The following is an 18819-nucleotide window of genomic DNA, read 5'->3' as shown; positions in this document are numbered from 1 at the left end:
CCCCTGGCGCCGTCGGCACCACCGGGGCATGCTGTGCCGATGGGCGTACGCGTCGAGCACGACGGGCCGGTGACCACGGTGATCCTGGACCGCCCGGCGGCCCGCAACGCGGTCGACGGGCCGACGGCCCGGGCCCTGGCCGACGCGTTCCGCGCCTTCGAGGCCGACCCCGACGCGGCGGTGGCCGTGCTCTGGGGCGCCGGCGGCACGTTCTGCGCGGGGGCCGACCTGAAGGCGATCGGCACCCCGAGCGGCAACCGGGTCGAGCCGGAGGGGGACGGCCCGATGGGCCCGACCCGGATGACGCTCGGCAAGCCGGTGATCGCCGCGATCTCCGGTCACGCCGTGGCCGGCGGGTTGGAGCTGGCGCTCTGGTGCGACCTACGGGTCGCCGAGTCCGACGCGGTCCTCGGGGTGTTCTGCCGGCGCTGGGGGGTGCCGCTGATCGACGGGGGGACGGTCCGGCTGCCCCGGCTGATCGGCGAGAGCCGGGCGATGGACCTGATCCTCACCGGCCGGCCGGTGCCGGCCGAGGAGGCGTACGCGATGGGGCTGGTGAACCGGCTGGTCGCCCCGGGTGAGGCGCGGGCGGCGGCCGAGCGGCTGGCGGCCGAGATCGCCCGGCACCCGCAGACCTGCCTGCGCAACGACCGGGCCGCCGTGCTGGCCGGCGCCGGCCAGCCGGAGCCGGCGGCGCTGGCGACCGAGCTGGCGTACGGGATGGGCTCGCTCGCCGCCGACGCGGCGGCCGGGGCGGCCCGGTTCGCCGCCGGCGCCGGGCGGCACGGCGCGGCCGTCTAGCGCGGGCGCGGCGGCGCGACCGTCTAGCGCAGGTGCCGCAGCGCGTCCTCGATGGCCCGGTGGAACGTCGGGTAGGCGTAGATCATGTGCCGGAGCCGGGCCAGCGGTACGGCCGCGTGCACCGCCACCACCAGCCCGGAGAGCACCTCGCCGCCGGCCGGCCCGACCGACGTCGCGCCGATCAGCACGCCCTGGTCGGCGTCGGCGACCAGCTTGACGAAGCCCTCGTTGCCGCTCCGGTGGATCCAGCCGCGCGCCGACGACGGCAGTTCGGCGAGGCCGACCTGCACGTTGATCCCGCGCTCGCGGGCCTGCCGTTCGGTGAGGCCGACCGCGCCGATCTCGGGGTCGGTGAAGGTGACCCGGGGCAGCGCGCGGTAGTCGGCGCGCGGCACCGCGCCGGCGGAGGCGCCCGACCCGGTGGTGCCGGACGCGCTGACCGCGCCGGCCGCGCCGCCCGTCATGCGGGCGGTGCCGCTGGCGTCCGGCCCACCGTCGGCGTGCCGGGCGTGGTCGAGCACGTCGGCGACGACGATTCCCGCCTGGTACATGGCGACGTGGGTGAACGCGCCCTCCCCGGTGACGTCGCCGACCGCCCACATCCCGTCGGTGACGCGCAGCCGGTCGTCGACGGCCAGGTACCGCTGGCCGGCGTCCACCCCGACGGTGTCCAGGCCCAACTCGTCGAGGTGGGCCCGGCGGCCGGTCACCACCAGCAGCCGCTGCCCGGTGAACTCCGCCCCGTCGGCCCCGTGCAGCGTGAAGCCGCGCCCGTCGTGGCGGACCCGCTCCGCCCGTATGCCAGTGTGGATCTCCACCCCGTCGGCGCGCAGCGCGGCGGCGGCCACCTCGGACGCCTCCGGCTCCTCGACCGCGAGCACCCGGTCCGCCGCCTCGACGACGGTGACCTGGACGCCGAACCTGGCGAACACCTGGGCCAGCTCCAGGCCGATCGCGCCGCCGCCCAGCACCAGCAGCGACTCCGGCAACTCCTCGACCTCGATCGCCTGGCGGTTGGTCCAGTACGGCGTGTCGGCCAGCCCGTCGACCGGCGGCACGGACGGCTTGGTGCCGGTGCCGAGCACGATCCCGTGCCGGGCCTGGAAGACCCGCCCGCCGACCCGGACCCGGCCCGGGCCGTCGAGGCGGGCGCTGCCCCGGACGAACCGGCCGCCCTTGCCGGTGAAGCGTTCCACGGCGACCGTGTCGTCCCAGGTGTCGGTGGCCTCCTCGCGGATCCGCTTCGCCACGGGCGCCCAGTCGGGCCGGACCTGGGCGGTGCCGGCGAGCCCGTCGACCCGGCGCGCCTCGGCGATCGCGTTGGCCGCCCTGATCATCATCTTGCTCGGGATGCACCCCCAGTACGGGCACTCCCCGCCGACCAGGTCACGCTCGACGCCGACGACGGTCAGCCCGGCCTCGGCGAGCCGCCCGGCCACCTCCTCGCCGCCGACCCCGAGCCCGACCACGACCACGTCCACCAGTTCCGGCTCCGCCATCCCGCCAGCATTCCGCACCGCCCGGTCTCCGACCACCCGGCCGGCGCGATATTCGCTGCCCGGGTGTCGTCGGCCGCCTACGGTGGCCGGATGCGCGCCCGCTTCTCCGCCGTCCACGACTGCTTCGCCGACCTGCTCGCCACCGGCCGGGAGACCGGGGCCGGCCTGGCGGTCTGGTACGCCGGGGAGCCGGTCGTCGACATCGTCGGCGGGGAACGGTCGCCGGGGCGGCCGTGGCTGCCGCAGACGCTGGTGAACGTCTACTCGGTCGGCAAGCCGGTCGCCGCGCTCTGCCTGCTGATGCTGGTCGACCGGGGCCGGCTCGACCTGGACGACCCGGTCTCCGCGCACTGGCCCGGCTTCCGCACCCCGGCCACCGTCCGGCAGGTGCTCACGCACACCGCCGGGCTGCTGGCCTTCCCGGTGCCCCGGCCCGCCGCCGCGATCGCCGACTGGGATCTGCTCTGCGCCGACCTCGCCGCCGCCGGGCCGGAGTGGCCGCCGGGTTCCGTCGCGGGCGAGCACGCCTGGACGTACGGGCATCTGGTGGGCGAGCTGGTGCGGCGGGTCGACGGGCGGTCGGTGGGCCGCTTCCTGGCCGAGGAGATCGCCGGGCCGTGGCGGCTGGACCTCGGCTTCGGCCTCGGCGAGGCGGACCGGCGGCGCTGCGCCGAGCTGCGGTACGGCGACCCGGGGTGGCCGGACCGGGTGGCCGGTGCGCCGGGCTCCCTCCGGGCGCGGGCGCTGGACAACCCGCCCGGCGGACGGGACCTGGCGGTGGTGAACGGCCCGCTCTGGCGGGGCGCGGAGGTGCCGGCGGTCAACCTGCACTCGACGGCGGGTGCCCTGGCCCGGCTCTACGCGGGCCTGCTCGCCGGCGGCGTCCTCGACGGCGTACGCCTGTTCGGTCCGGAGTTGGTGGCCGAGGCGACGCGGGTCCAGTACGACGGCGACGACCTGCTGCTGGGCCGGCGCACCCGGTGGACGCTGGGCATGCAGTGGGAGGAGGACGGGAGCTGGGGCATGGGCGGGATCGGCGGCAGTTCCGCCTGGGCCGACCCCGCGCGCGGCTACACCTTCGCCTACGCCACGTCCCACCTGGCCGACCACGACCGGGTCGACGCTCTGGTGGACGCCCTGCACTCCTGCCTCTGACCCGCTCCGACCGCCTCGGGCGGGTGCGGCCAGCGGGCGGCCGGCGCCACGGGCACCCGCCCCGGGTCGGGCGCGCCGCCGGCCCGGGGTGCGACCGCCGGAGCCGGACGGCAAACGGTCACGGGCTCGGCACGGGGACCGGGGCGGGCGCCCGGGCGGGCCCGGGGATCACCACGGGCGTGCCGGTCGGGGTGAGCAGGGCGCGGGCGGCCACCGCCAGCCGGCGGCGTCGCGACACCAGTGCCCGGCCGGCGAAGACGTCGTAGCCCTGCGCGGCCACCTCGTCGAGGATGCCGCCGTAGAGCGCGTACGCGGTGCGCATGCACGCCTGCGAGGCGGGCGCGAGCAGCGTGATACCGGGTGCCGCGGCGGCGTAGTGCGCCTGGGCGCGGCCCACCTCGTACGCGATCAGCTCCCGGATCCGGGGCGTGGCGCGCCCCCGGGCGCGGGCCTCGGTCAGCTCCTCTCGGGTGACGCCGAACAGGGCGAGGTCGTCGTCGGGCAGGTACGTCCGCCCGCGCTCGAGATCCTCGCCGATGTCCCGGATGAAGTTGGTGAGCTGGAAGGCGAAGCCGAGCTGGCGCGCCGGCTCGCGGGCCGCGGCCGGGTCGGAGCTGCCCAGGATCGGCAGCATCATCGTGCCGATGACGGCCGCCGAGCCCTCCATGTAGTCGAGCAGGTGGTCGTAGGTGCGGTACGAGGTGACCGTCAGGTCCATCGCCATGCTCTTGAGGAACGACACGAAGTCGTCCCGGTCCAGATCGAAGACGGCGATGGTGTGCAGCACGGCCGGGAGCAGCGGGTCGTCGACCGGCTGGCCGTGCAGCCCGGCGACGAAGCGGCCGGCCCAGTCGTCGAGCCGCGCCGCACGCTCGGTCGGGGACAACTCCTCGGTCCGGTCGACGATCTCGTCCGTGTAGCGGGTGAACCCGTAGAGGGCGTGCACGTGCCGCCGTTTCCAGGCGGGCAGCAGCCGGGTCGCGAGATAGTAGGTGCGGCCGTGGCGTCTGTGCACCTCACGACAACGGTCATAGGCAGCGGTGAGATCCGTGTCCACCGGCCCTCCTCAAGTATCGACGCACCAATCGACGCAAGACGTAACCCTAGGGTACGCTCGGCCGCATGGCCAACGACGCAGTTGCCGGCAACACCCTCCGTGTCACGCCGGCAGGCCCGGGAGACGGGGACGACCCCGTCGGCGCGGTCCTGGCCGCGTACACGAGGGATCTGGTCGCGGCGGTGGACCGCACCCTGGCCGCCTTCCTGGCCGCCGAGGTCGCCTCGCTGGCCGAGATCGACGCGGCGATGGGCCGCTTCGCCGCGACGGCGCGCGACAGCGTGCTGGCCGGCGGCAAGCGGGTCCGGCCGACGTTCGCCTACTGGGGCTGGCGCGGCGCGGGGAGCGCGGAGCCCCTGCCGGCCGTGCTGCCGGCGTTCGCCGCCCTGGAGTTGCTGCACACCTTCGCCCTCGTGCACGACGACGTGATGGACGCCTCCGCCACTCGACGCGGCCGGCCGACCGTGCAGGTGGCGCAGGCCGCCCGGCACGCCGCCGCCGGGCACCGGGGCGACCCGCGCCGGTTCGGCGAGGCGGTCGCGGTGCTGGTCGGCGACCTCCGCGTGGTGTGGGCCGACCGGCTCCTCGCGCACGCCGCCCTGCCGCCGGCCCGGCTGCTCCACGTCCGCCGCTGCTACGACCAGATGCGGGTGGAGACGATCGCCGGGCAGTACCTCGACGTGCTCGGCGAGAGCGACGCGGCGAACTGGTCCGTCGACCGCGCGCTGCGGGTCGCCCGCTACAAGACCGCGAGCTACACGGTGCGGCGGCCGCTGCTCTTCGGCGCCTGCCTGGCCGGCGTCGACACCGACGCCCCGCTGATCGCCGCGTACACCCGCTACGGGCTCGCGGTCGGCGAGGCGTTCCAGCTCTGCGACGACCTGCTCGGCGTCTACGGCGACCCGTCGGCCACCGGCAAGCCGGCCGGCGACGACCTGCGCACCGGCAAGCCGACCGCGCTGCTCATGCTCGCCCGGCAGCTCGCCACGCCGGCCCAGCGGCGCGCGCTGGACCGGGTCGGCGACGGGGTGACGGACGCGGAGATCGCCCGGCTCGCCGGCGTCGTCGCCGACACCGGCGCGGTGGACCGGGTAGAGCGCATGATCTCCGACCGGGTCGCCGAGGCGCTCGCCGCGCTCGACGCCGCGTCGATCGACGAGACGGCCCGCACCGCGCTGACCGGTCTCGCGACCGCCGCCACCAACCGGCGGGCTTGATGGGCAACTTCGCACAGGGGGGTGGTCGCGTGCGCACCGTGCACGGGCGTACGGACCGGGTGGTGGTGGTCGGCGCCGGCCTGGGTGGGCTGGCCTGCGCGCTGCACCTGGCGGGCAGTGGCCGACAGGTGACCGTGCTGGAGCGCGAGCCGGTGCCGGGCGGCCGGGCCGGCCGGCTCGGCGTCGACGGCTACGAGTTCGACACCGGCCCCACCGTGCTCACCATGCCGGACCTGATCGCCGAGGCGCTCGGCGCGGTGGGCGAGGAACTGGACGACTGGCTCGACCTGACCCCGCTCGACCCGGCCTACCGGGCCCACTACCCCGACGGGTCGACGCTGGGCGTCATCACCGACACCACCCGGATGGCCGCCGAGATCGCCCGGGTCTGCGGCCCCCGCGAGGCCGACGGCTACCTGCGCTTCGTCGACTACGCCCGGAAGCTCTGGCAGTGGGAGCGCGCCGACTTCATCGAGCGCAACCTGGACGCGCCCACCGACCTGCTCACCGGCAACCTACTGCGGCTGCTGGCGGGCGGCGCCTTCCGCCGGCTCCAGACGAAGATCAACCAGTTCTTCCGCGACCCGCGCACCCAGCGGATCTTCTCCTTCCAGGCGATGTACGCCGGCCTCGCCCCGCACGACGCCCTGGCCATCTACGCGGTCATCGCGTATCTCGACTCGGTGGCCGGGGTCTACTTCCCGCGCGGCGGGATCCACGCGGTCTCCCGGGGCATGGCCGGCGCCGCCGAGAAACACGGCGTGCAGATCCGGTACGACACCACGGTGACCCGGGTGGAGACCGCGAACGGCCGGGCCACGGGCGTGCTGACCGCCGACGGGGAGCTGATCCCGGCCGACGTGGTGGTGCTCAACCCCGACCTGCCGGTCGCCTACCGCGACCTGCTGCCGCCGACCCGCCCCCGCAGGCTCACCTACTCGCCGTCCTGCGTGGTCCTGCACGTGGGATCCCGGCAGGGATATGGGAGGATCGCCCACCACAACATCCACTTCGGACGGTCCTGGAAGGGCACCTTCGATGAGGTCATCCGGCGCGGCGAGCTGATGAGCGACCCGTCCCTGCTGGTGACCAACCCGAGCCGGACGGACCCGTCGGTCGCGCCCGCAGGACGGCACACCTACTACGTGCTCGCGCCGGTGCCCAACCTCCACCGGGCGCCATTCGACTGGCGGGGCGACCTCACCGACCGCTACGCCGACCAGCTCGTCGGGACCCTGGAGGAGCGCGGCTACGTCGGCTTCGGCGCGGGCGTCGAGGTGCTGCGGGCCGTCACCCCGGCCGAGTGGGCCGAGCAGGGGATGGCCGCCGGCACCCCGTTCGCCGCCGCGCACACCTTCTTCCAGACCGGCCCGTTCCGCCCGTCGAACCTGCACCGGACGCTGCCGAACGTGGTCTTCGCCGGCTCGGGCACCCAGCCCGGCGTCGGCGTGCCGATGGTGCTCATCTCCGGCAAGCTCGCCGCCGGCCGCATCACCGGGGAATCCTGATGACCCTCGCCCGCACACCCGAAAGGCACCTGCCGTGACCACCCGCGAGAAGCACCTCGTCGAGCTCGTCGACGACGCCGGGCGCGCACAGGGCGAGACCACCGTGTCCGCCGCGCACCAGCCCCCGGGCCAGCTGCACCGCGCCTTCTCGGTGCTGCTCGTCGATCCCGACGGCCGGGTGCTGCTCCAGCGCCGGGCCGGGGTGAAGACCCGCTTCCCGCTGCGCTGGGCCAACTCGTGCTGCGGCCACCCCGTGCCCGGCGAGTCGCTGGTCGAGGCCGCCAACCGCCGGCTGCGCGAGGAGCTCGGCGCCGACCCGGTCGAGCTGACCGAGGTCGGGGTGTACGTCTACTACGCCGAGGACCCGGCCACCGGCCGGGTCGAGTTCGAGTACGACCACGTCCTGCGAGGCGGGTTCCGGCCGGGCACGCCGCTGCTGCCCAACCCCGACGAGGTGGCCGAACTGCGCTGGGTCGACCCCGTCGAGCTGGCCGCCGACCTCGACGCCGATCCCCGCGCGTACGCGCCCTGGCTGGGCGGGGTGGTGAACCGGCTGCTGCGGCCGACCGTCGGCCCGCCGAACGCGGCCACGAACCCCTCCGCGCTGCCGGCGGACGACGCGTCGGAGCGGTCGGGTGGCCGATGAGGCGCTGAGCGCGGGGGCGGTGGCCAGGCAGCTGGGGGTCGCCGTCACCACCCTGCGCACCTGGCACCAGCGCTACGGGCTCGGCCCGAGCGAGCACGTACCGGGACACCACCGGCGCTACACGCCGGCCGACCTCGCGCGCCTGGAGATCATGCGGCGGCTCACCGCCCAGGGGGTCACCCCCGCCGAGGCGGCCCGCTGGGCCCGTCGGACGCCGGAGACCGCACCCGCCGCTGGCGCCGGTGCCCGCCCGCCCGCACGTACCGCCGGTACGCGGGACGGCGGCGGCCCGACGATTCCGGTCGGCCGGGCCGGGCCGGCCGCCCGGGGGCTGGCCCGTGCCGCCATGCGGCTGGACTCGGTGGCCATCAGCGAGGCGATCGCGCACGCCGTCGAGGCGGACGGGGTGGTCGCCACCTGGGACGGGCTGCTGCGCCCGGTGCTCGTCGGCATCGGGGAGCGGCACGCGGCCACCGCCGGCCTGATCGAGGTCGAACACCTGGTGTCCCGGTGCGTGTCGGAGGCGTTCGCGGCGGTCGCCCGGGCCGGCGCGCCCACCGGACCGCCGCGCGTCCTGCTCTCCTGCGCCGACGAGGAGCAGCACACCCTGCCGCTGGAGGCGCTCGCCGCCGCGCTCGCCGAGGCCGGGGTGGGCTACCGGATGCTCGGTGCCCGGGTGCCGGCGGCGGCGCTGGTCGAGGCGGTCAACCGGACCGGGCCGGCCGCCGTGGTCGTCTGGTCGCACGCCCCGGCCACCGCCGACCCCGCCCAGCTCACCGCCCTGCTCGCCGCGCCCCGCCGGCCGCTGCTGGTGCTCGCCGCCGGGCCCGGCTGGCCGGCGGACTCGCTGCCCGCCGGGGTGGTGCGGCCGCTCGACCTCACCGAGGCGGTCTCGCTCGCGCTGGCCGTACGCGACTCGCTGGGCCAGTCCACCACCGGCTGACCGGGGTGCCGGGACGGAAAGCCGTCCACTAGCGTCGGGGGGTCCGCCGACCCCGACCCCCTTCGGGAGCGAACGATGCGCCCACGCGCCGTACTGGCATCCGGTCTGGCCCTTGCCCTCCTCCTCGGCGGCTGCGGTGACACCTCCGCGTCCCCGCCGGAGGCGGCCGGCCCCAGCCCCGTCGCCTCCGCGCCGCTGCCGCCGGGGCCGACCCCGACGGCCAGCCCGCGCCCGACCCGCAGCACCCCGCCGCCCAAACGCCCGGTCCGGCCGCTGCCCAGCAAACTGCCGCCGGGCCTGCAGCGCAGCACCGGCGTACGGGCCGTGGCGCTGACCTTCGACGACGGACCCAACCCGGTCTGGACACCGAAGATCCTCGACCACCTCCGCGCGGCGCGGGTCACCGCCACGTTCTGCGTGGTGGGCACCCAGGCCCGCCGCCACCCCGACCTGGTGCGGCGGATCGTGCGGGAGGGGCACCAGCTCTGCAACCACAGCTGGCGCCACGACCTGGACCTCGCCCGGCGACCGGTCGCCGAGATCCGCAGCGACCTGGCCCGCACCAACGCGGCGATCCGGGCCGCGGTGCCCGGCGCCAAGGTGCCGTTCTACCGGCAGCCGGGCGGCCGGTGGACGCCCGAGGTGGTGTCGGTCGCCAAGCAGCTGGGCATGCGGTCGCTGCACTGGAACGTCGACCCGCAGGACTGGGGCAAGCCCACCGCCGCGACGATCACCAAGCGGGTACGCGCGGCGGCCCGGCCCGGATCGGTCGTGCTGCTGCACGACGGGGGCGGCGATCGGGCCGCGACACTGGCCGCCTGCCCGCACCTGATCACCGACCTGAAGCGGCGCTTCGGCATCGCCCGGCTCCGCTAGACCGGCCCTGACCTGCGGTTTTGTGGCTCGTTGTGGCCAGGGCCATACCGGTTTGGTCGAGCGGCCGACCATCACGTAAGCTATCCAAGCCTCCGGCGGGGCCGGATGGGAGCAAGTCCGCTTGAAGTTGCGAGTGTGCAATGATGGCGGGGCCGCCCTCATCGTCTAGCGGCCCAGGACGCCGCCCTTTCAAGGCGGTAGCACGGGTTCGAATCCCGTTGGGGGCACGGTCCGGCTTCGGTCGGAGGCAACAAAGCTAGGTCCTGTGGAGCAGTTGGAGTGCTCGCCGCCCTGTCAAGGCGGAGGTCGCGGGTTCAAGTCCCGTCAGGACCGCCAGCGCTGACGCCGCGCCCACCACGCGCGGCGTTCTGCGTATCGGAGCGTGTGACCCTCCCGGCGGACAGCCCGCCGTGCGGGTAGCATGAACCGAGCAACACGGCCAGGTAGCTCAGTTGGTACGAGCGTCCGACTGAAAATCGGAAGGTCGGCGGTTCGACCCCGCCCCTGGCCACATAGCCTTTCGCCGGGCTACTGAAGCGCCGACCAGCGGAAACGCCGGTCGGCGCTTCTGCGTACGGGCTCCTGCCGCGTCGATCGGCGTTGCCCGTGGTTGACCCCTCTTGGCCGGTGATCGCCGCCACAAGTTGCACGTTCGCTGCATGCCGTTCCCTGCCAATTCGGTGCCACCTGGGGCTCCTAGGCGCTGGATCACGAATGTCGCTCCTGGGCATTACCCTGGCCGGATGGTTGAACCGCAGGCTGTTATCGAGGTTGACGGGGATTTCCTGCTAGAGGACTGGGTGGCAGCGGCTCAGGAAGCCTCGCTGTCCCTGGTGAGTTCGGCAGCTTGAGTGGGCACCACTCGGGCAACTTCTTCCAGCACCATCTGCCGGCTCGGCAGATCGATTCCGGCTGATCATTAGGTTCTTTGGGAACCACTTCGAGCCTGCAAGATCGGCACCTTTCTTCGGGCCCCTCGGCCGAAGGCACGACCTCAACGGTCAGCAGCCGGTCGTTCCGTAGATCTTGTGCAGGATCTTGCGGACGTAGCGGGCGACATCAGCGGGGTGCGTAGCGGCTACGTGCTCGCGGTTGAGCGACTCGTGCACGTCGTTCCAGAACCGATTCTCGCCGTAGCCTGCGGGCAGGCGCAGGAACCAGCGGTATCCGGACGGCCGGGCCGGGATTCCGGCGTCTCGCAGGTAGGCGTCGATATCGGCGTCGAGGTCCGCCTGTTCGGCCGCGCTCCGAGGCCGGACCTGGTAATGGGTCCCGGTCGGGCTGCTCGTCGTGATGGTGGTGACGTGTTGGTCCGGCCGGTCGGGACAGCGGACGAGCCTGGTCAACCCGGCAACCCAGCCGACCAGGGCGCCCCAACCGCTCTGGGGCAGTTCGAGCCAATTGCTTGCTGGCACGATCGGCACCTCGGGCGACAGTTCGACGTCGTCCCAGCTCTCTGCGCTCGCCTCCGCGTGGCCGCTCATGGTCACCTCCCGCCGCTACGGCTGGCGCTGGTCGAGCTCGGCCAGCCCTGCCCATTGTCGCCGGCTGCGAGGATGGCAAGGGCGAACAGGCTGGCACCCAAACCAAGTGCCGATCATGTCGGTCGGCAATTCGCAGTTCCTCGCCTTCGCGACCTCACTGGCGCCCAAAGAACCTGCCCAAGTGGTGCCGGTTCGAGGTGCCGGAATCACCCTGGGCATCACCCTCACGGTGAGAGGTGTGGTCGTCACCGGCACCCTCATCGGGAGAGACGAGTGGGCGGAAGGTATGGCGGAGCTGCTGAAGTCCGCCGGCGAGAACGGCGAACTCCTGGGGAGCAGGATCCTCGACGTGTTCCGCAAGTTGGATCTCAACCGGACCAGGGATGAGAACTCTGAGCCGTACAGCTACATCCACTTGAAGGACGCTCGATACGTTGCTGGCCACGGCCTGCTGCCGTCACCGGGTTCGCGGGTACCCGTGTACTGGCGTGGCCGGCTCTCCGAGGTCAGCGGGTGGAGCTTGGGCACGCTCGGCGAATAGCCCGGCTTACCTGCCATCCCGTCTGCCGCCGACCCACACACCGTGGAGCAGATCAGGGCCAGGGTGACAAGGTGGAGCGCCCTACCGGACGAACGACCTTGTCACCCTGGCCCTGATCTGCTCGGCTTGCCTGGGTCGGTGGTAGACGGGATGGCTCCCCAACCACCCACCCACCGCAACCGTTCGGCAACTCCATCCTGGAGTCGTCTGGCCCCCGCCGGAGGCACAAGCTCTAACCCTGCCCCCTTCCTCACCTCCCACCCCCTCCACCACCTCCACCCCTTCCTTCCCTGGGGCCTCAGCGGATTCGTACGAGCCGTTCGGCAACTCGTCCTGCCCGGTGGTGGCTTCGGCCCTCTGGGGGCCTCTGGAACGTCAGGAACGGGTGAAGGCGTGTCCGCATGGCCCGGTCACACCGGGACTCGTCACCGGGTCACCTACTGACCCAGGGATGACGCGCGGGGCGGGGCGTGGTTTTCGGGCCGGCTGACTTTCCGCCCCGGCGCGATCAGCGCCGGGGCGGCGGCTCCGGTAGGAGCCGCTTGCCGCGCCCCGGCCCGCGCCGCGCGTCAGCGCCTTGATCTAGTACAGGCCAATTCGGCAACAGATCACAGAAAGCGTCCGAGTCGACCAAGCCGGCACGAACACAACACCACCCGGCCCTCGCCGTCCGGTGTCGCGTCGGAGCGTCGCTGTAGCTCACGTCGCGCATAACGCCGGCTGCCCCGTCGCTCACTACATGCCGCCTGCCAACCTTCACCATCCATCGGCCCCGCGGTTTCCTGCCGGCCCCTCCTGGCTCGGGCCTCTACCTCTCGCCGTTCACGTCCTGGTCCTCATTCACCGGCACAGGTCCGCCCGGACGTGCACCCCACACCACGCCGGCAAGTCGACGGACCAGACCCGACCTGATGAAGCGGCTAGGGCACTCGTCCATGGCGGCGGCCCGCCGGTATCTGCACGCCGTCGACGGCCGCGACCGTGAGATCGCCAAGGCGCTCTCGGAGCTGGCCGCGCATGGTGATGCGGCACGGCTGCCCCGACACATCACCATGCGTGGCTAGTGCCGAAGCAGCGCAGACAATCCCACCGCAGTCAGCAACAGGGCCAGGGAGACCGCGAACAGGGCGACTCCAACCGGAAAGGGCATGGAGATGACAAACGGTGCCTGTTGGATCAGCAAGCCCGCACCGAGCATGGCCTGGGCGCTGCCCAGACGGACGGGCTGGGCTTGCTGGCTCGGCGTCAGGTGTGCAAGCCGAATCCAGGCTGCGGGAAACCGCCGTGACATGGCCACACGCAGTCCGAGTACAACCGAGGCCGAGCTGAGGACCACTATCACCATGCGCAAGGCGATCATTAGGGGGTCCGGGTCATCCATGCTCATGGGGCCATCATCGGAGAGACGTCAAGGCCGGGAGCCTAACCCGACCCGCTGTCACGTGATGTTGCATGGTTGCGCCGGCACATCACGATGCGGAGTTAGTTGCACGATGGTTGCACGGCGGGCTGCGGCGGCGCTCTGACCTGCGGAAATGTGGGTGCCTGAAAATCGGAAGGTCGGCGGTTCGACCCCGCCCCTGGCCACATAGCCTTTCGCCGGGCTACTGAAGCGCCGACCAGCGGAAACGCCGGTCGGCGCTTCTGCGTCACGCCCCGAAATCCCGGCTGCCCGGTCTGACCCTCGTTGACCCCGGAATCCCGCCGATGGCCGCCCCGTGTCGCACGATCGCGCGGACTCACTGTGGGCCGGACGGACCGGATCACCCAGAACGCCGACCTGGCGGGCCGGTTCGGAAAAGAATCAGGGCAACAGGGAGGGACCGTGAATCTGCTGAGTGTCCTGCCGCTCGCCTTCGTGATGATCGCCGGTCCGCAGATCATCAGCGCCATCTTCCTCGCCTCCAGCCGGAACGCGAAGCGCAGCTCGCTCGCCTACCTGGTCGGCGCCGGGCTCGGCATCCTCGTCGCGCTGACCGTGTGGTACGTCGTCTTCCGCACGGTGCATGGCGCTGGGAACGGGCAGAACAAGCATGACGGCACGCGTCGCGTGATCGACTGGGTGGTGCTGCTGGTGCTGCTGGCGTTGATGGTGATGATCTTCGCCCGCCGCAAGCGAAGCCAGCCGCCGAAGTGGATGAGCAGGTTGCAGGAGGCCGAGCCGCGCTTCGCCTTCGGGCTGGGCTTCCTTCTCTTCATCGCCATGCCCAGTGACGAGGCGACAATGCTGGCAGTCGCCGGGAGCCTGGCAGGCCACGACAAGCCGTGGTGGAACCTGCTGCCGTTCCTGTGTCTGACACTGCTGCTACTGGCATTGCCACTGCTCGCCCTGCTCGCGTTCGGTCAGCGGGCGACGGCAGCGCTGCCGAAGATCCGCAACTGGGCCAATGACCACTCGTGGTTGGTCAGCGAGGCGGTGGTCCTGATCTTCGTGGCTATCGTCGTGTCCGACCTGCTCTGATCACCGCCGCTTGCGGAGGATCTCCTCGTCGGACAGTCGCCAGACCGGCCAGCCCTGAAAGCGACGCGGAGAAAGCTGCGCCTCTGCCGGGCCGGTCGACGCTGCCGTGGCTGACCGCGCAGGGCCGAACCCTGACGAAGGTGGGTACGCCCGCCTGTCGTTCGGGCACGGTGCAAGCCCCTGGCGGATCCCTACCGTCGATGCATCACGACGGATCCCCAGGGAGGGCGGCATGATCAATTCAACTGGGCTGACGACACGCTTCGGCGCGGCGGCGGCGTCGGGCGCAGCGGCCGGTGGTCGCCTTGCGTAGCGGCGGCCGGGCACTGCTCGTACTCCTGACGCTGTTGGCCACCCTGCTGGCCGGCAGCCCGGTCGCGGCCCAGGCTTCGGCGCCGGCGTTGAAGCTGCCGGCACCGACCGGCCGCTACCCGGTCGGCACCACCTGGCTGCACCTGACCGACGACGCCCGGCCCGACCCGTGGCGGCCCGAGCTACGCCGGGAGCTGATGGTGTCGCTCTGGTACCCGGCGGTGGCCGCGCCGGGCGCGCGGGCGCCCTACACCACCGCGGCGGTCTCCGCGCGGATCATCGCCGCCGAGGGGTTGCCCCTCCCGCCGGATCTGTTGACCACCGTACGCACCAACGCCCGCCGCGACGTGCCGGTCCGGCCGGCCGCCCGGGGCTGGCCGCTCGTGGTGCTCTCTCCCGGTTTCAGTCTCAGCCGGGAGTCGCTGACCGGGCTGGCCGAGGATCTGGCCAGCCGGGGGTACGTGGTGGCCGGCGTGGACCACCCCCACGAGGCGCGGGGAGTCGAGTTCCCGGACGGCCGGGTCGCCGACTGTCTCGCCTGTGAGGCGACAGGGCAGGACAGGCTCCCCCGGGTGGTCGAGGGACGGGCGGCCGACGTGTCGTTCCTGCTGGACCGGCTGACCGGGCCGCGTCCGGTGTGGCGCGGCGCCCGGTTCATCGACCCGAGCCGGATCGGCATGGCCGGGCACTCCATCGGCGGCGCGAGCGCCGCGCAGGTGCTCCGCACCGACAGGCGGGTCGACGCCGGTGTCAACCTGGACGGCACCCACTTCGTCCCGGTCCCGGCGGGCACCGTGGCCAAGCCGTTCCTGCTGGTCGGCTCCGAGCGGCCGACGGACGCGAGCTGGCTGCGCGACTGGCCCGGCCTGGCCGGCTGGAAGCGGTGGCTCACCGTCACCGGCAGTGGTCACCTCTCCTTCACGGACCGGCCGGTCCTCGGCGCCCAACTAGGCATGGACCCGGGCGCCATTCCGGGGGACCGGCAACTGCTGATCACCCGCGCGTACGTCGCGGCGTTCCTCGACGCGCACCTGCGTGATCGACCGCAGCCCCTGCTCGACGCACCGGCCCCGGCCTATCCCGAGGTGCGTTTCCGGGACGGGGCGGTATGACGAGGCGCCCTACGCCCTGACCCGTACCGGTCGGGGGCTGGCAGCCGGAAGGTCGGCGGGCCAGCACCACCCCTGGCCACAGTCGCCGGGGATGGATGGTCCCCGCCCGCCCAGGACGCGGGTGGGGACCGGCGTCGTCTGCGGCTGATCCGTCGTCACCGGCGGCCCAGGGTCGGGGGCCGACCCGTCAGCGCCCCTGTTGCCGGCGCTGGGCCATCCCGCTCTGGATCGCCTCCCACACGCTTCGCCCGGCCTGCCGCAGCGTCTCGCCCGCCTGCTCCGCGAGCTGCGTCGCGCTCGGCGTCCCACCACCGCCGGCTTCGTCGGGCTGCTCGCGCGGCCCGCCCTGCTCCCCGCGGGCCTGTTCGGGCCCGCCCCGCTCAGGGCGCGCCTGGGGGGACGGGCCCGCCTCGCGCCCCGCCTGCTCCCGAGCGCGCTCGCCCTGCTCCCCGCCGCCACCCGCGCCCGGTCCCCCGCCCTGACCCGGGGCGCTTGGCTCCCGCAGGGACCGGTCGGCGACCGCGCCGATGGCGCCGACCTGCTGCCCGAGATCGTCGGTCGCGCCGCCGGGCCGCTCCCCGGAGGCGCTGACCTGCCCGCCCCGCCGCTCCGCCGAGCCCGCTGCCTGCACGCCGAGTTGCCCCGCCGAGCCGGCGACCTGCCCGCCGGGTTGCGTTGCCGAGCCGGCGAGCAGCCCGCCGGGTTGCGTTGCCGAGCGGGCGACCTGCCCACCCGGGCTCGCGATCTGCTGCGTCGCCCGGTTCACGTCGTCGATCGGGGCGATCGCCGTACGCGACAGGGCGTCGATGATCTGCGGGTTGCGGTCGATGGTGCTCAGCGCCCGGTCGAGGATGTCGACCAGCTTCTCCAGGCGCACCTTGAGCTGCGCCTCGGCGTGTACCCCGGTCATGTCCAGCTCGACGCCCTGCAGGTGCACCCGGACGCCGGCGTCGAGCTGGAGGAGGTTGGCCAAGCGCGCCCGCAGGGACAGGTCGGCGTCCAGCCCGTCCACGGCGAGCCGGATCGAGTCGACCGACACCTTCGGTACGTCGAGCAGGACGTCCGGCTCCGTCGCCCCCTCCTGCCGTGGCGATGGCCCGGCGCCCCGGTTCGGCTCCCGCTGCTGCGCGTTCTCGCTCATGCTCCCGCTCCGCATCCTCCGGCCCGGTCCGGCCGGGACCGTCCGGCGCGCTTACCCGCTATCCGGTCGACCATCCCGTCCCGCCTCCGTCCCGCCCCGCGAAGGCGCGGCCGGCCGGCCGCCGGCCGCCGTACGGGCGTACGAAAAGGGTGTCCGGAACCGGGCAGCGCGCGAAGCTGCACACCCGGGCATCAGCCGGTATGGTCCGGGCCTATGGGACAGGAGATGGCTGACCCGGCCGGCATCCGGCAGGAGTACGACCAGTTCTCGTTGCGCAGTGTTCTCCTGGTCCCCGCCCCACCGGATCAGGCGTTCGCGGTGTTCAGCGACGCCCTGGCGGCGTGGTGGGTGATGGAGTACACGTGGTCCGGCCCGGAGCACCTGGCCGAGCTGGGCATGGAGCCGCGCGCCGGCGGGATGCTCTACGAGATCGGCCCGTACGGCTTCCGCTGCGACTGGGGGCGCGTGCTGACCTGGGATCCGCCCCGACGGCTGGTCTTCACCTGGCAGATCGGCGCCGACCGGGCGCCGGTGCCGGATCCCGCGCAGGCTAGCGAGGTGGAGGTCCTCTTCCACGCGGACGGGCCGGAGCGGACCCGGGTGGAGGTCGAGCACCGGCACTTCGACCGGCACGGCGAGGCCGCGGAGGGCTACCGGCAGGCGCTGACCGCCGGCTGGCACGAGCTGCTCTCCCGCTACGCGGCCACGGTGGCCCACGGCGCCGGCTGACCGGCCCGCGCCACCCGCCGCCTCACCCAACCGGCCACGGGCACCCTCGCCGTGGCCCGAGCCGTCAGTGGCCGATGCCCGGGCGGGTGCCGGGAGCGGTGGCGACTCCCCGGCCCCCGAGGTCGGCGCGGCGTCCCGCCTCGGCGCCGGAGCCGAACCCGCTGCCGGCCAGCCTGCGCGGCGCGGCGGTGCGCAGGCGCGGGTACACCTCGGCGACGCGGTGCCGCACCCGATCCGACCGGTCGGCCAGCACCAGCGCGACCGACGACCCGCCCGAGTCGGCGACCGCGTGGGCCTCGGCCGCCCTCAGCCGCACGCCGATCACCTGGGCGAAGCCGGCCAGCCAGGAGCGCCGGAAGGCGGCGTGATGCTCACCGGGCGGCACCTCGGCCGCGGCCAGCCCGTGCGCGGCCTGCACGAGCAGCGACGTGAAGAGCAGGTCGACGCGCTCCAGGTCGCTGGCGAAGCCGAACAGGTGCATGGCGAAGCCGCTGCCCTGCCGGCGGCGGACGCAGCGGCAGCGCAGCGGGTCGGCGACCGCGGCGAGCAGGCCGGCCTTGTCCCGGGCGTACGGGGCGACGACCTCGACCACCCGGTCGCCCACCGGGTCGGTGGCCGGGTCCCGGGCGGCCAGCAGCGCCCGGTCCACGCCGTAGCGGGCGATCAGCTCGGTGGCCTTGGCGGTGAAGGCGGCCGACTCGGCGGGGGTGCAGGCCGGGTCCTCGGCCTGGGCCAGCAGCTTGCGCACCTTGCTGAGCATGGCCTCGGACATGTCCCCAGCCTGTCACGCGGGCAGGTCGACTCGGGACGGCGGCGGTCGCCGATCAGCCGGCCCGGCTGCGCAGGGTGGCCACCGTCGAGCCGGCCAGGGTGAGCAGGCAGTCCGGCAGCAGCCCGTCGGCCGCCGCCGCACCGAACAGCGCCTCGCCGGTGTCGGCGTCGGCGTTGGCGTACGCGCTGACGAAGCGGGCCACCCAGCGGGTGTCGTAGTCGGCCTCGTCGATCCCGGGAAAGTCCAGCGCGCACGTGCCCTGCGGCACCGGCCCGCCGACCATGGTCGCGGCGAGGCACCAGGCCACCCCGTACGCGCCGGCCAGGCCGGACCGGTCGACGACCGCGTCGAACGCCCCCACCACCGCGTCGCCGTCCCCGGCCAGCGCCGAGCGGAGCACGGCGGTCGCGTCGTCGAGCGTCTGCTGTGGTGATTCCGTCACGCACCGCACGGTAGGGCAGCGGGTCAAGCGATCGGCGGTCGTGACTCTCCGTGTGCATGGCGGACGACCTGCGGATTGAGTCGCCTCCGTGGTCACGCCATACATGTCGGCACGCTAATGTGC

At 73.7% G+C, this 18819-nt stretch carries 19 protein-coding genes and 3 tRNA genes; 15 read left to right on the top strand and 7 right to left on the bottom strand.

Annotated elements, in window-relative coordinates; translation table 11 throughout:
• The first annotated feature begins 39 nt into the window (after window positions 1-39).
• Entirely contained in the window at window positions 40-801 is a 762-nt protein-coding gene (locus ACZ6Q9_RS11835; RefSeq protein WP_396828671.1) for a crotonase/enoyl-CoA hydratase family protein, read from the top strand.
• A gap of 23 nt (window positions 802-824) precedes the next feature.
• Here the strand turns inward: ACZ6Q9_RS11835 and ACZ6Q9_RS11830 are convergent, their stop codons facing one another.
• Window positions 825-2300: a dihydrolipoyl dehydrogenase family protein gene (locus ACZ6Q9_RS11830; protein ID WP_396828673.1), complete on the bottom strand. Its 1476-nt coding sequence runs from the start codon at window positions 2298-2300 to the stop codon at window positions 825-827.
• Window positions 2301-2390: 90 nt separating this feature from the next.
• Between ACZ6Q9_RS11830 and ACZ6Q9_RS11825 the strand changes: the two genes are divergently transcribed.
• Window positions 2391-3455, top strand: coding sequence for a serine hydrolase domain-containing protein (locus ACZ6Q9_RS11825; protein WP_393260522.1), 1065 nt, complete (start codon window positions 2391-2393; stop codon window positions 3453-3455).
• Window positions 3456-3573: 118 nt separating this feature from the next.
• On the opposite strand, the gene ACZ6Q9_RS11820 is transcribed toward ACZ6Q9_RS11825, so the two are convergent.
• Window positions 3574-4512 (bottom strand): phytoene/squalene synthase family protein, encoded by a 939-nt coding sequence (locus tag ACZ6Q9_RS11820; RefSeq protein ID WP_393260520.1) that lies wholly within the window; start codon window positions 4510-4512, stop codon window positions 3574-3576.
• Window positions 4513-4577: 65 nt separating this feature from the next.
• On the opposite strand from ACZ6Q9_RS11820, the gene ACZ6Q9_RS11815 reads away from it, so the two are divergent.
• The 8 genes from ACZ6Q9_RS11815 (at window position 4578) to ACZ6Q9_RS11780 (ending at window position 10213) form a co-directional block, all read left to right on the top strand.
• The gene (locus tag ACZ6Q9_RS11815) at window positions 4578-5729 is read left to right on the top strand and encodes a polyprenyl synthetase family protein (protein WP_396828676.1); all 1152 of its coding nucleotides are present in this window, start codon (window positions 4578-4580) and stop codon (window positions 5727-5729) included.
• Window positions 5729-7237, top strand: coding sequence for a phytoene desaturase family protein (crtI, locus tag ACZ6Q9_RS11810; protein ID WP_396828678.1), 1509 nt, complete (start codon window positions 5729-5731; stop codon window positions 7235-7237). The genes ACZ6Q9_RS11815 and crtI overlap by 1 nt, the downstream gene beginning before the upstream one ends.
• Window positions 7238-7271: 34 nt before the next feature.
• A complete protein-coding gene (gene idi, locus ACZ6Q9_RS11805) occupies window positions 7272-7883 on the top strand; it encodes an isopentenyl-diphosphate Delta-isomerase (protein WP_396828680.1) in 612 nt (203 codons plus the stop codon).
• The gene (locus tag ACZ6Q9_RS11800) at window positions 7873-8826 is read left to right on the top strand and encodes a MerR family transcriptional regulator (protein WP_396828682.1); all 954 of its coding nucleotides are present in this window, start codon (window positions 7873-7875) and stop codon (window positions 8824-8826) included. The genes idi and ACZ6Q9_RS11800 overlap by 11 nt, the downstream gene beginning before the upstream one ends.
• A 75-nt stretch (window positions 8827-8901) precedes the next feature.
• Window positions 8902-9702, top strand: coding sequence for a polysaccharide deacetylase family protein (locus tag ACZ6Q9_RS11795; protein ID WP_393460742.1), 801 nt, complete (start codon window positions 8902-8904; stop codon window positions 9700-9702).
• 154 nt (window positions 9703-9856) lie between these two features.
• A tRNA-Glu gene (locus ACZ6Q9_RS11790) sits at window positions 9857-9929 on the top strand.
• 32 nt (window positions 9930-9961) lie between these two features.
• Window positions 9962-10038: transfer RNA gene (locus ACZ6Q9_RS11785), tRNA-Asp, on the top strand.
• A gap of 101 nt (window positions 10039-10139) precedes the next feature.
• Window positions 10140-10213: transfer RNA gene (locus ACZ6Q9_RS11780), tRNA-Phe, on the top strand.
• A 490-nt stretch (window positions 10214-10703) separates the two neighbouring features.
• Here ACZ6Q9_RS11780 and ACZ6Q9_RS11775 read toward each other — a convergent pair.
• The gene (locus ACZ6Q9_RS11775) at window positions 10704-11186 is read right to left on the bottom strand and encodes a DUF5956 family protein (RefSeq protein ID WP_357462641.1); all 483 of its coding nucleotides are present in this window, start codon (window positions 11184-11186) and stop codon (window positions 10704-10706) included.
• Window positions 11187-11292: 106 nt separating this feature from the next.
• Here ACZ6Q9_RS11775 and ACZ6Q9_RS11770 point away from each other — a divergent pair, with 106 nt between their 5' ends.
• Both ACZ6Q9_RS11770 and ACZ6Q9_RS11765 read left to right on the top strand, forming a co-directional pair.
• Entirely contained in the window at window positions 11293-11727 is a 435-nt protein-coding gene (locus tag ACZ6Q9_RS11770; RefSeq protein WP_396828685.1) for a hypothetical protein, read from the top strand.
• Window positions 11728-12638: 911 nt separating this feature from the next.
• Window positions 12639-12791, top strand: a complete 153-nt coding sequence (locus tag ACZ6Q9_RS11765) for a hypothetical protein (RefSeq protein WP_393459068.1) — start codon at window positions 12639-12641, stop codon at window positions 12789-12791.
• Here the strand turns inward: ACZ6Q9_RS11765 and ACZ6Q9_RS11760 are convergent.
• Complete coding sequence (locus ACZ6Q9_RS11760; protein ID WP_396828687.1) at window positions 12788-13114, bottom strand: hypothetical protein; 327 nt, start codon at window positions 13112-13114, stop codon at window positions 12788-12790. The two genes, ACZ6Q9_RS11765 and ACZ6Q9_RS11760, sit on opposite strands and share 4 nt — an antisense overlap.
• A gap of 438 nt (window positions 13115-13552) precedes the next feature.
• Here ACZ6Q9_RS11760 and ACZ6Q9_RS11755 point away from each other — a divergent pair, with 438 nt between their 5' ends.
• Window positions 13553-14188 (top strand): GAP family protein, encoded by a 636-nt coding sequence (locus ACZ6Q9_RS11755; protein WP_393259910.1) that lies wholly within the window; start codon window positions 13553-13555, stop codon window positions 14186-14188.
• Between the two features lie 296 nt (window positions 14189-14484).
• Window positions 14485-15612: an alpha/beta hydrolase family protein gene (locus tag ACZ6Q9_RS11750; RefSeq protein WP_396828689.1), complete on the top strand. Its 1128-nt coding sequence runs from the start codon at window positions 14485-14487 to the stop codon at window positions 15610-15612.
• Window positions 15613-15799: 187 nt separating this feature from the next.
• Here the strand turns inward: ACZ6Q9_RS11750 and ACZ6Q9_RS11745 are convergent, their stop codons facing one another.
• Entirely contained in the window at window positions 15800-16753 is a 954-nt protein-coding gene (locus ACZ6Q9_RS11745; RefSeq protein WP_396828691.1) for a hypothetical protein, read from the bottom strand.
• A gap of 213 nt (window positions 16754-16966) precedes the next feature.
• Between ACZ6Q9_RS11745 and ACZ6Q9_RS11740 the strand changes: the two genes are divergently transcribed.
• The gene (locus ACZ6Q9_RS11740) at window positions 16967-17482 is read left to right on the top strand and encodes an SRPBCC family protein (protein WP_396828693.1); all 516 of its coding nucleotides are present in this window, start codon (window positions 16967-16969) and stop codon (window positions 17480-17482) included.
• Between the two features lie 64 nt (window positions 17483-17546).
• Here the strand turns inward: ACZ6Q9_RS11740 and ACZ6Q9_RS11735 are convergent, their stop codons facing one another.
• Both ACZ6Q9_RS11735 and ACZ6Q9_RS11730 read right to left on the bottom strand, forming a co-directional pair.
• Window positions 17547-18254: a DUF2786 domain-containing protein gene (locus tag ACZ6Q9_RS11735; RefSeq protein ID WP_396828695.1), complete on the bottom strand. Its 708-nt coding sequence runs from the start codon at window positions 18252-18254 to the stop codon at window positions 17547-17549.
• Between the two features lie 52 nt (window positions 18255-18306).
• Window positions 18307-18696 carry a hypothetical protein gene (locus ACZ6Q9_RS11730; RefSeq protein WP_393259898.1) on the bottom strand — a complete coding sequence of 130 codons (390 nt, stop codon included), beginning with the start codon at window positions 18694-18696 and terminating at the stop codon, window positions 18307-18309.
• Window positions 18697-18819: the final 123 nt, after the last annotated feature.

The sequence above is a fragment of the Micromonospora sp. NPDC049139 genome (genome assembly GCF_055586845.1).
This window is presented reverse-complemented; position numbering and strand designations above follow the sequence as displayed.

Excerpts from the sequence above, each read along its gene's own strand:
- ACZ6Q9_RS11835 (WP_396828671.1), top strand. The coding sequence starts at position 40 with ATGGGCGTACGCGTCGAGCACGACGGGCCGGTGACCACGGTGATCCTG.
- crtI (WP_396828678.1), top strand. The coding sequence starts at position 5,729 with ATGGGCAACTTCGCACAGGGGGGTGGTCGCGTGCGCACCGTGCACGGG.
- ACZ6Q9_RS11775 (WP_357462641.1), bottom strand. The coding sequence starts at position 11,186 with ATGAGCGGCCACGCGGAGGCGAGCGCAGAGAGCTGGGACGACGTCGAA.
- ACZ6Q9_RS11830 (WP_396828673.1), bottom strand. The coding sequence starts at position 2,300 with ATGGCGGAGCCGGAACTGGTGGACGTGGTCGTGGTCGGGCTCGGGGTC.
- ACZ6Q9_RS11825 (WP_393260522.1), top strand. The coding sequence starts at position 2,391 with ATGCGCGCCCGCTTCTCCGCCGTCCACGACTGCTTCGCCGACCTGCTC.
- ACZ6Q9_RS11735 (WP_396828695.1), bottom strand. The coding sequence starts at position 18,254 with ATGTCCGAGGCCATGCTCAGCAAGGTGCGCAAGCTGCTGGCCCAGGCC.
- ACZ6Q9_RS11765 (WP_393459068.1), top strand. The coding sequence starts at position 12,639 with ATGAAGCGGCTAGGGCACTCGTCCATGGCGGCGGCCCGCCGGTATCTG.
- ACZ6Q9_RS11795 (WP_393460742.1), top strand. The coding sequence starts at position 8,902 with ATGCGCCCACGCGCCGTACTGGCATCCGGTCTGGCCCTTGCCCTCCTC.
- ACZ6Q9_RS11745 (WP_396828691.1), bottom strand. The coding sequence starts at position 16,753 with ATGAGCGAGAACGCGCAGCAGCGGGAGCCGAACCGGGGCGCCGGGCCA.
- ACZ6Q9_RS11740 (WP_396828693.1), top strand. The coding sequence starts at position 16,967 with ATGGGACAGGAGATGGCTGACCCGGCCGGCATCCGGCAGGAGTACGAC.
- ACZ6Q9_RS11815 (WP_396828676.1), top strand. The coding sequence starts at position 4,578 with ATGGCCAACGACGCAGTTGCCGGCAACACCCTCCGTGTCACGCCGGCA.
- ACZ6Q9_RS11760 (WP_396828687.1), bottom strand. The coding sequence starts at position 13,114 with ATGAGCATGGATGACCCGGACCCCCTAATGATCGCCTTGCGCATGGTG.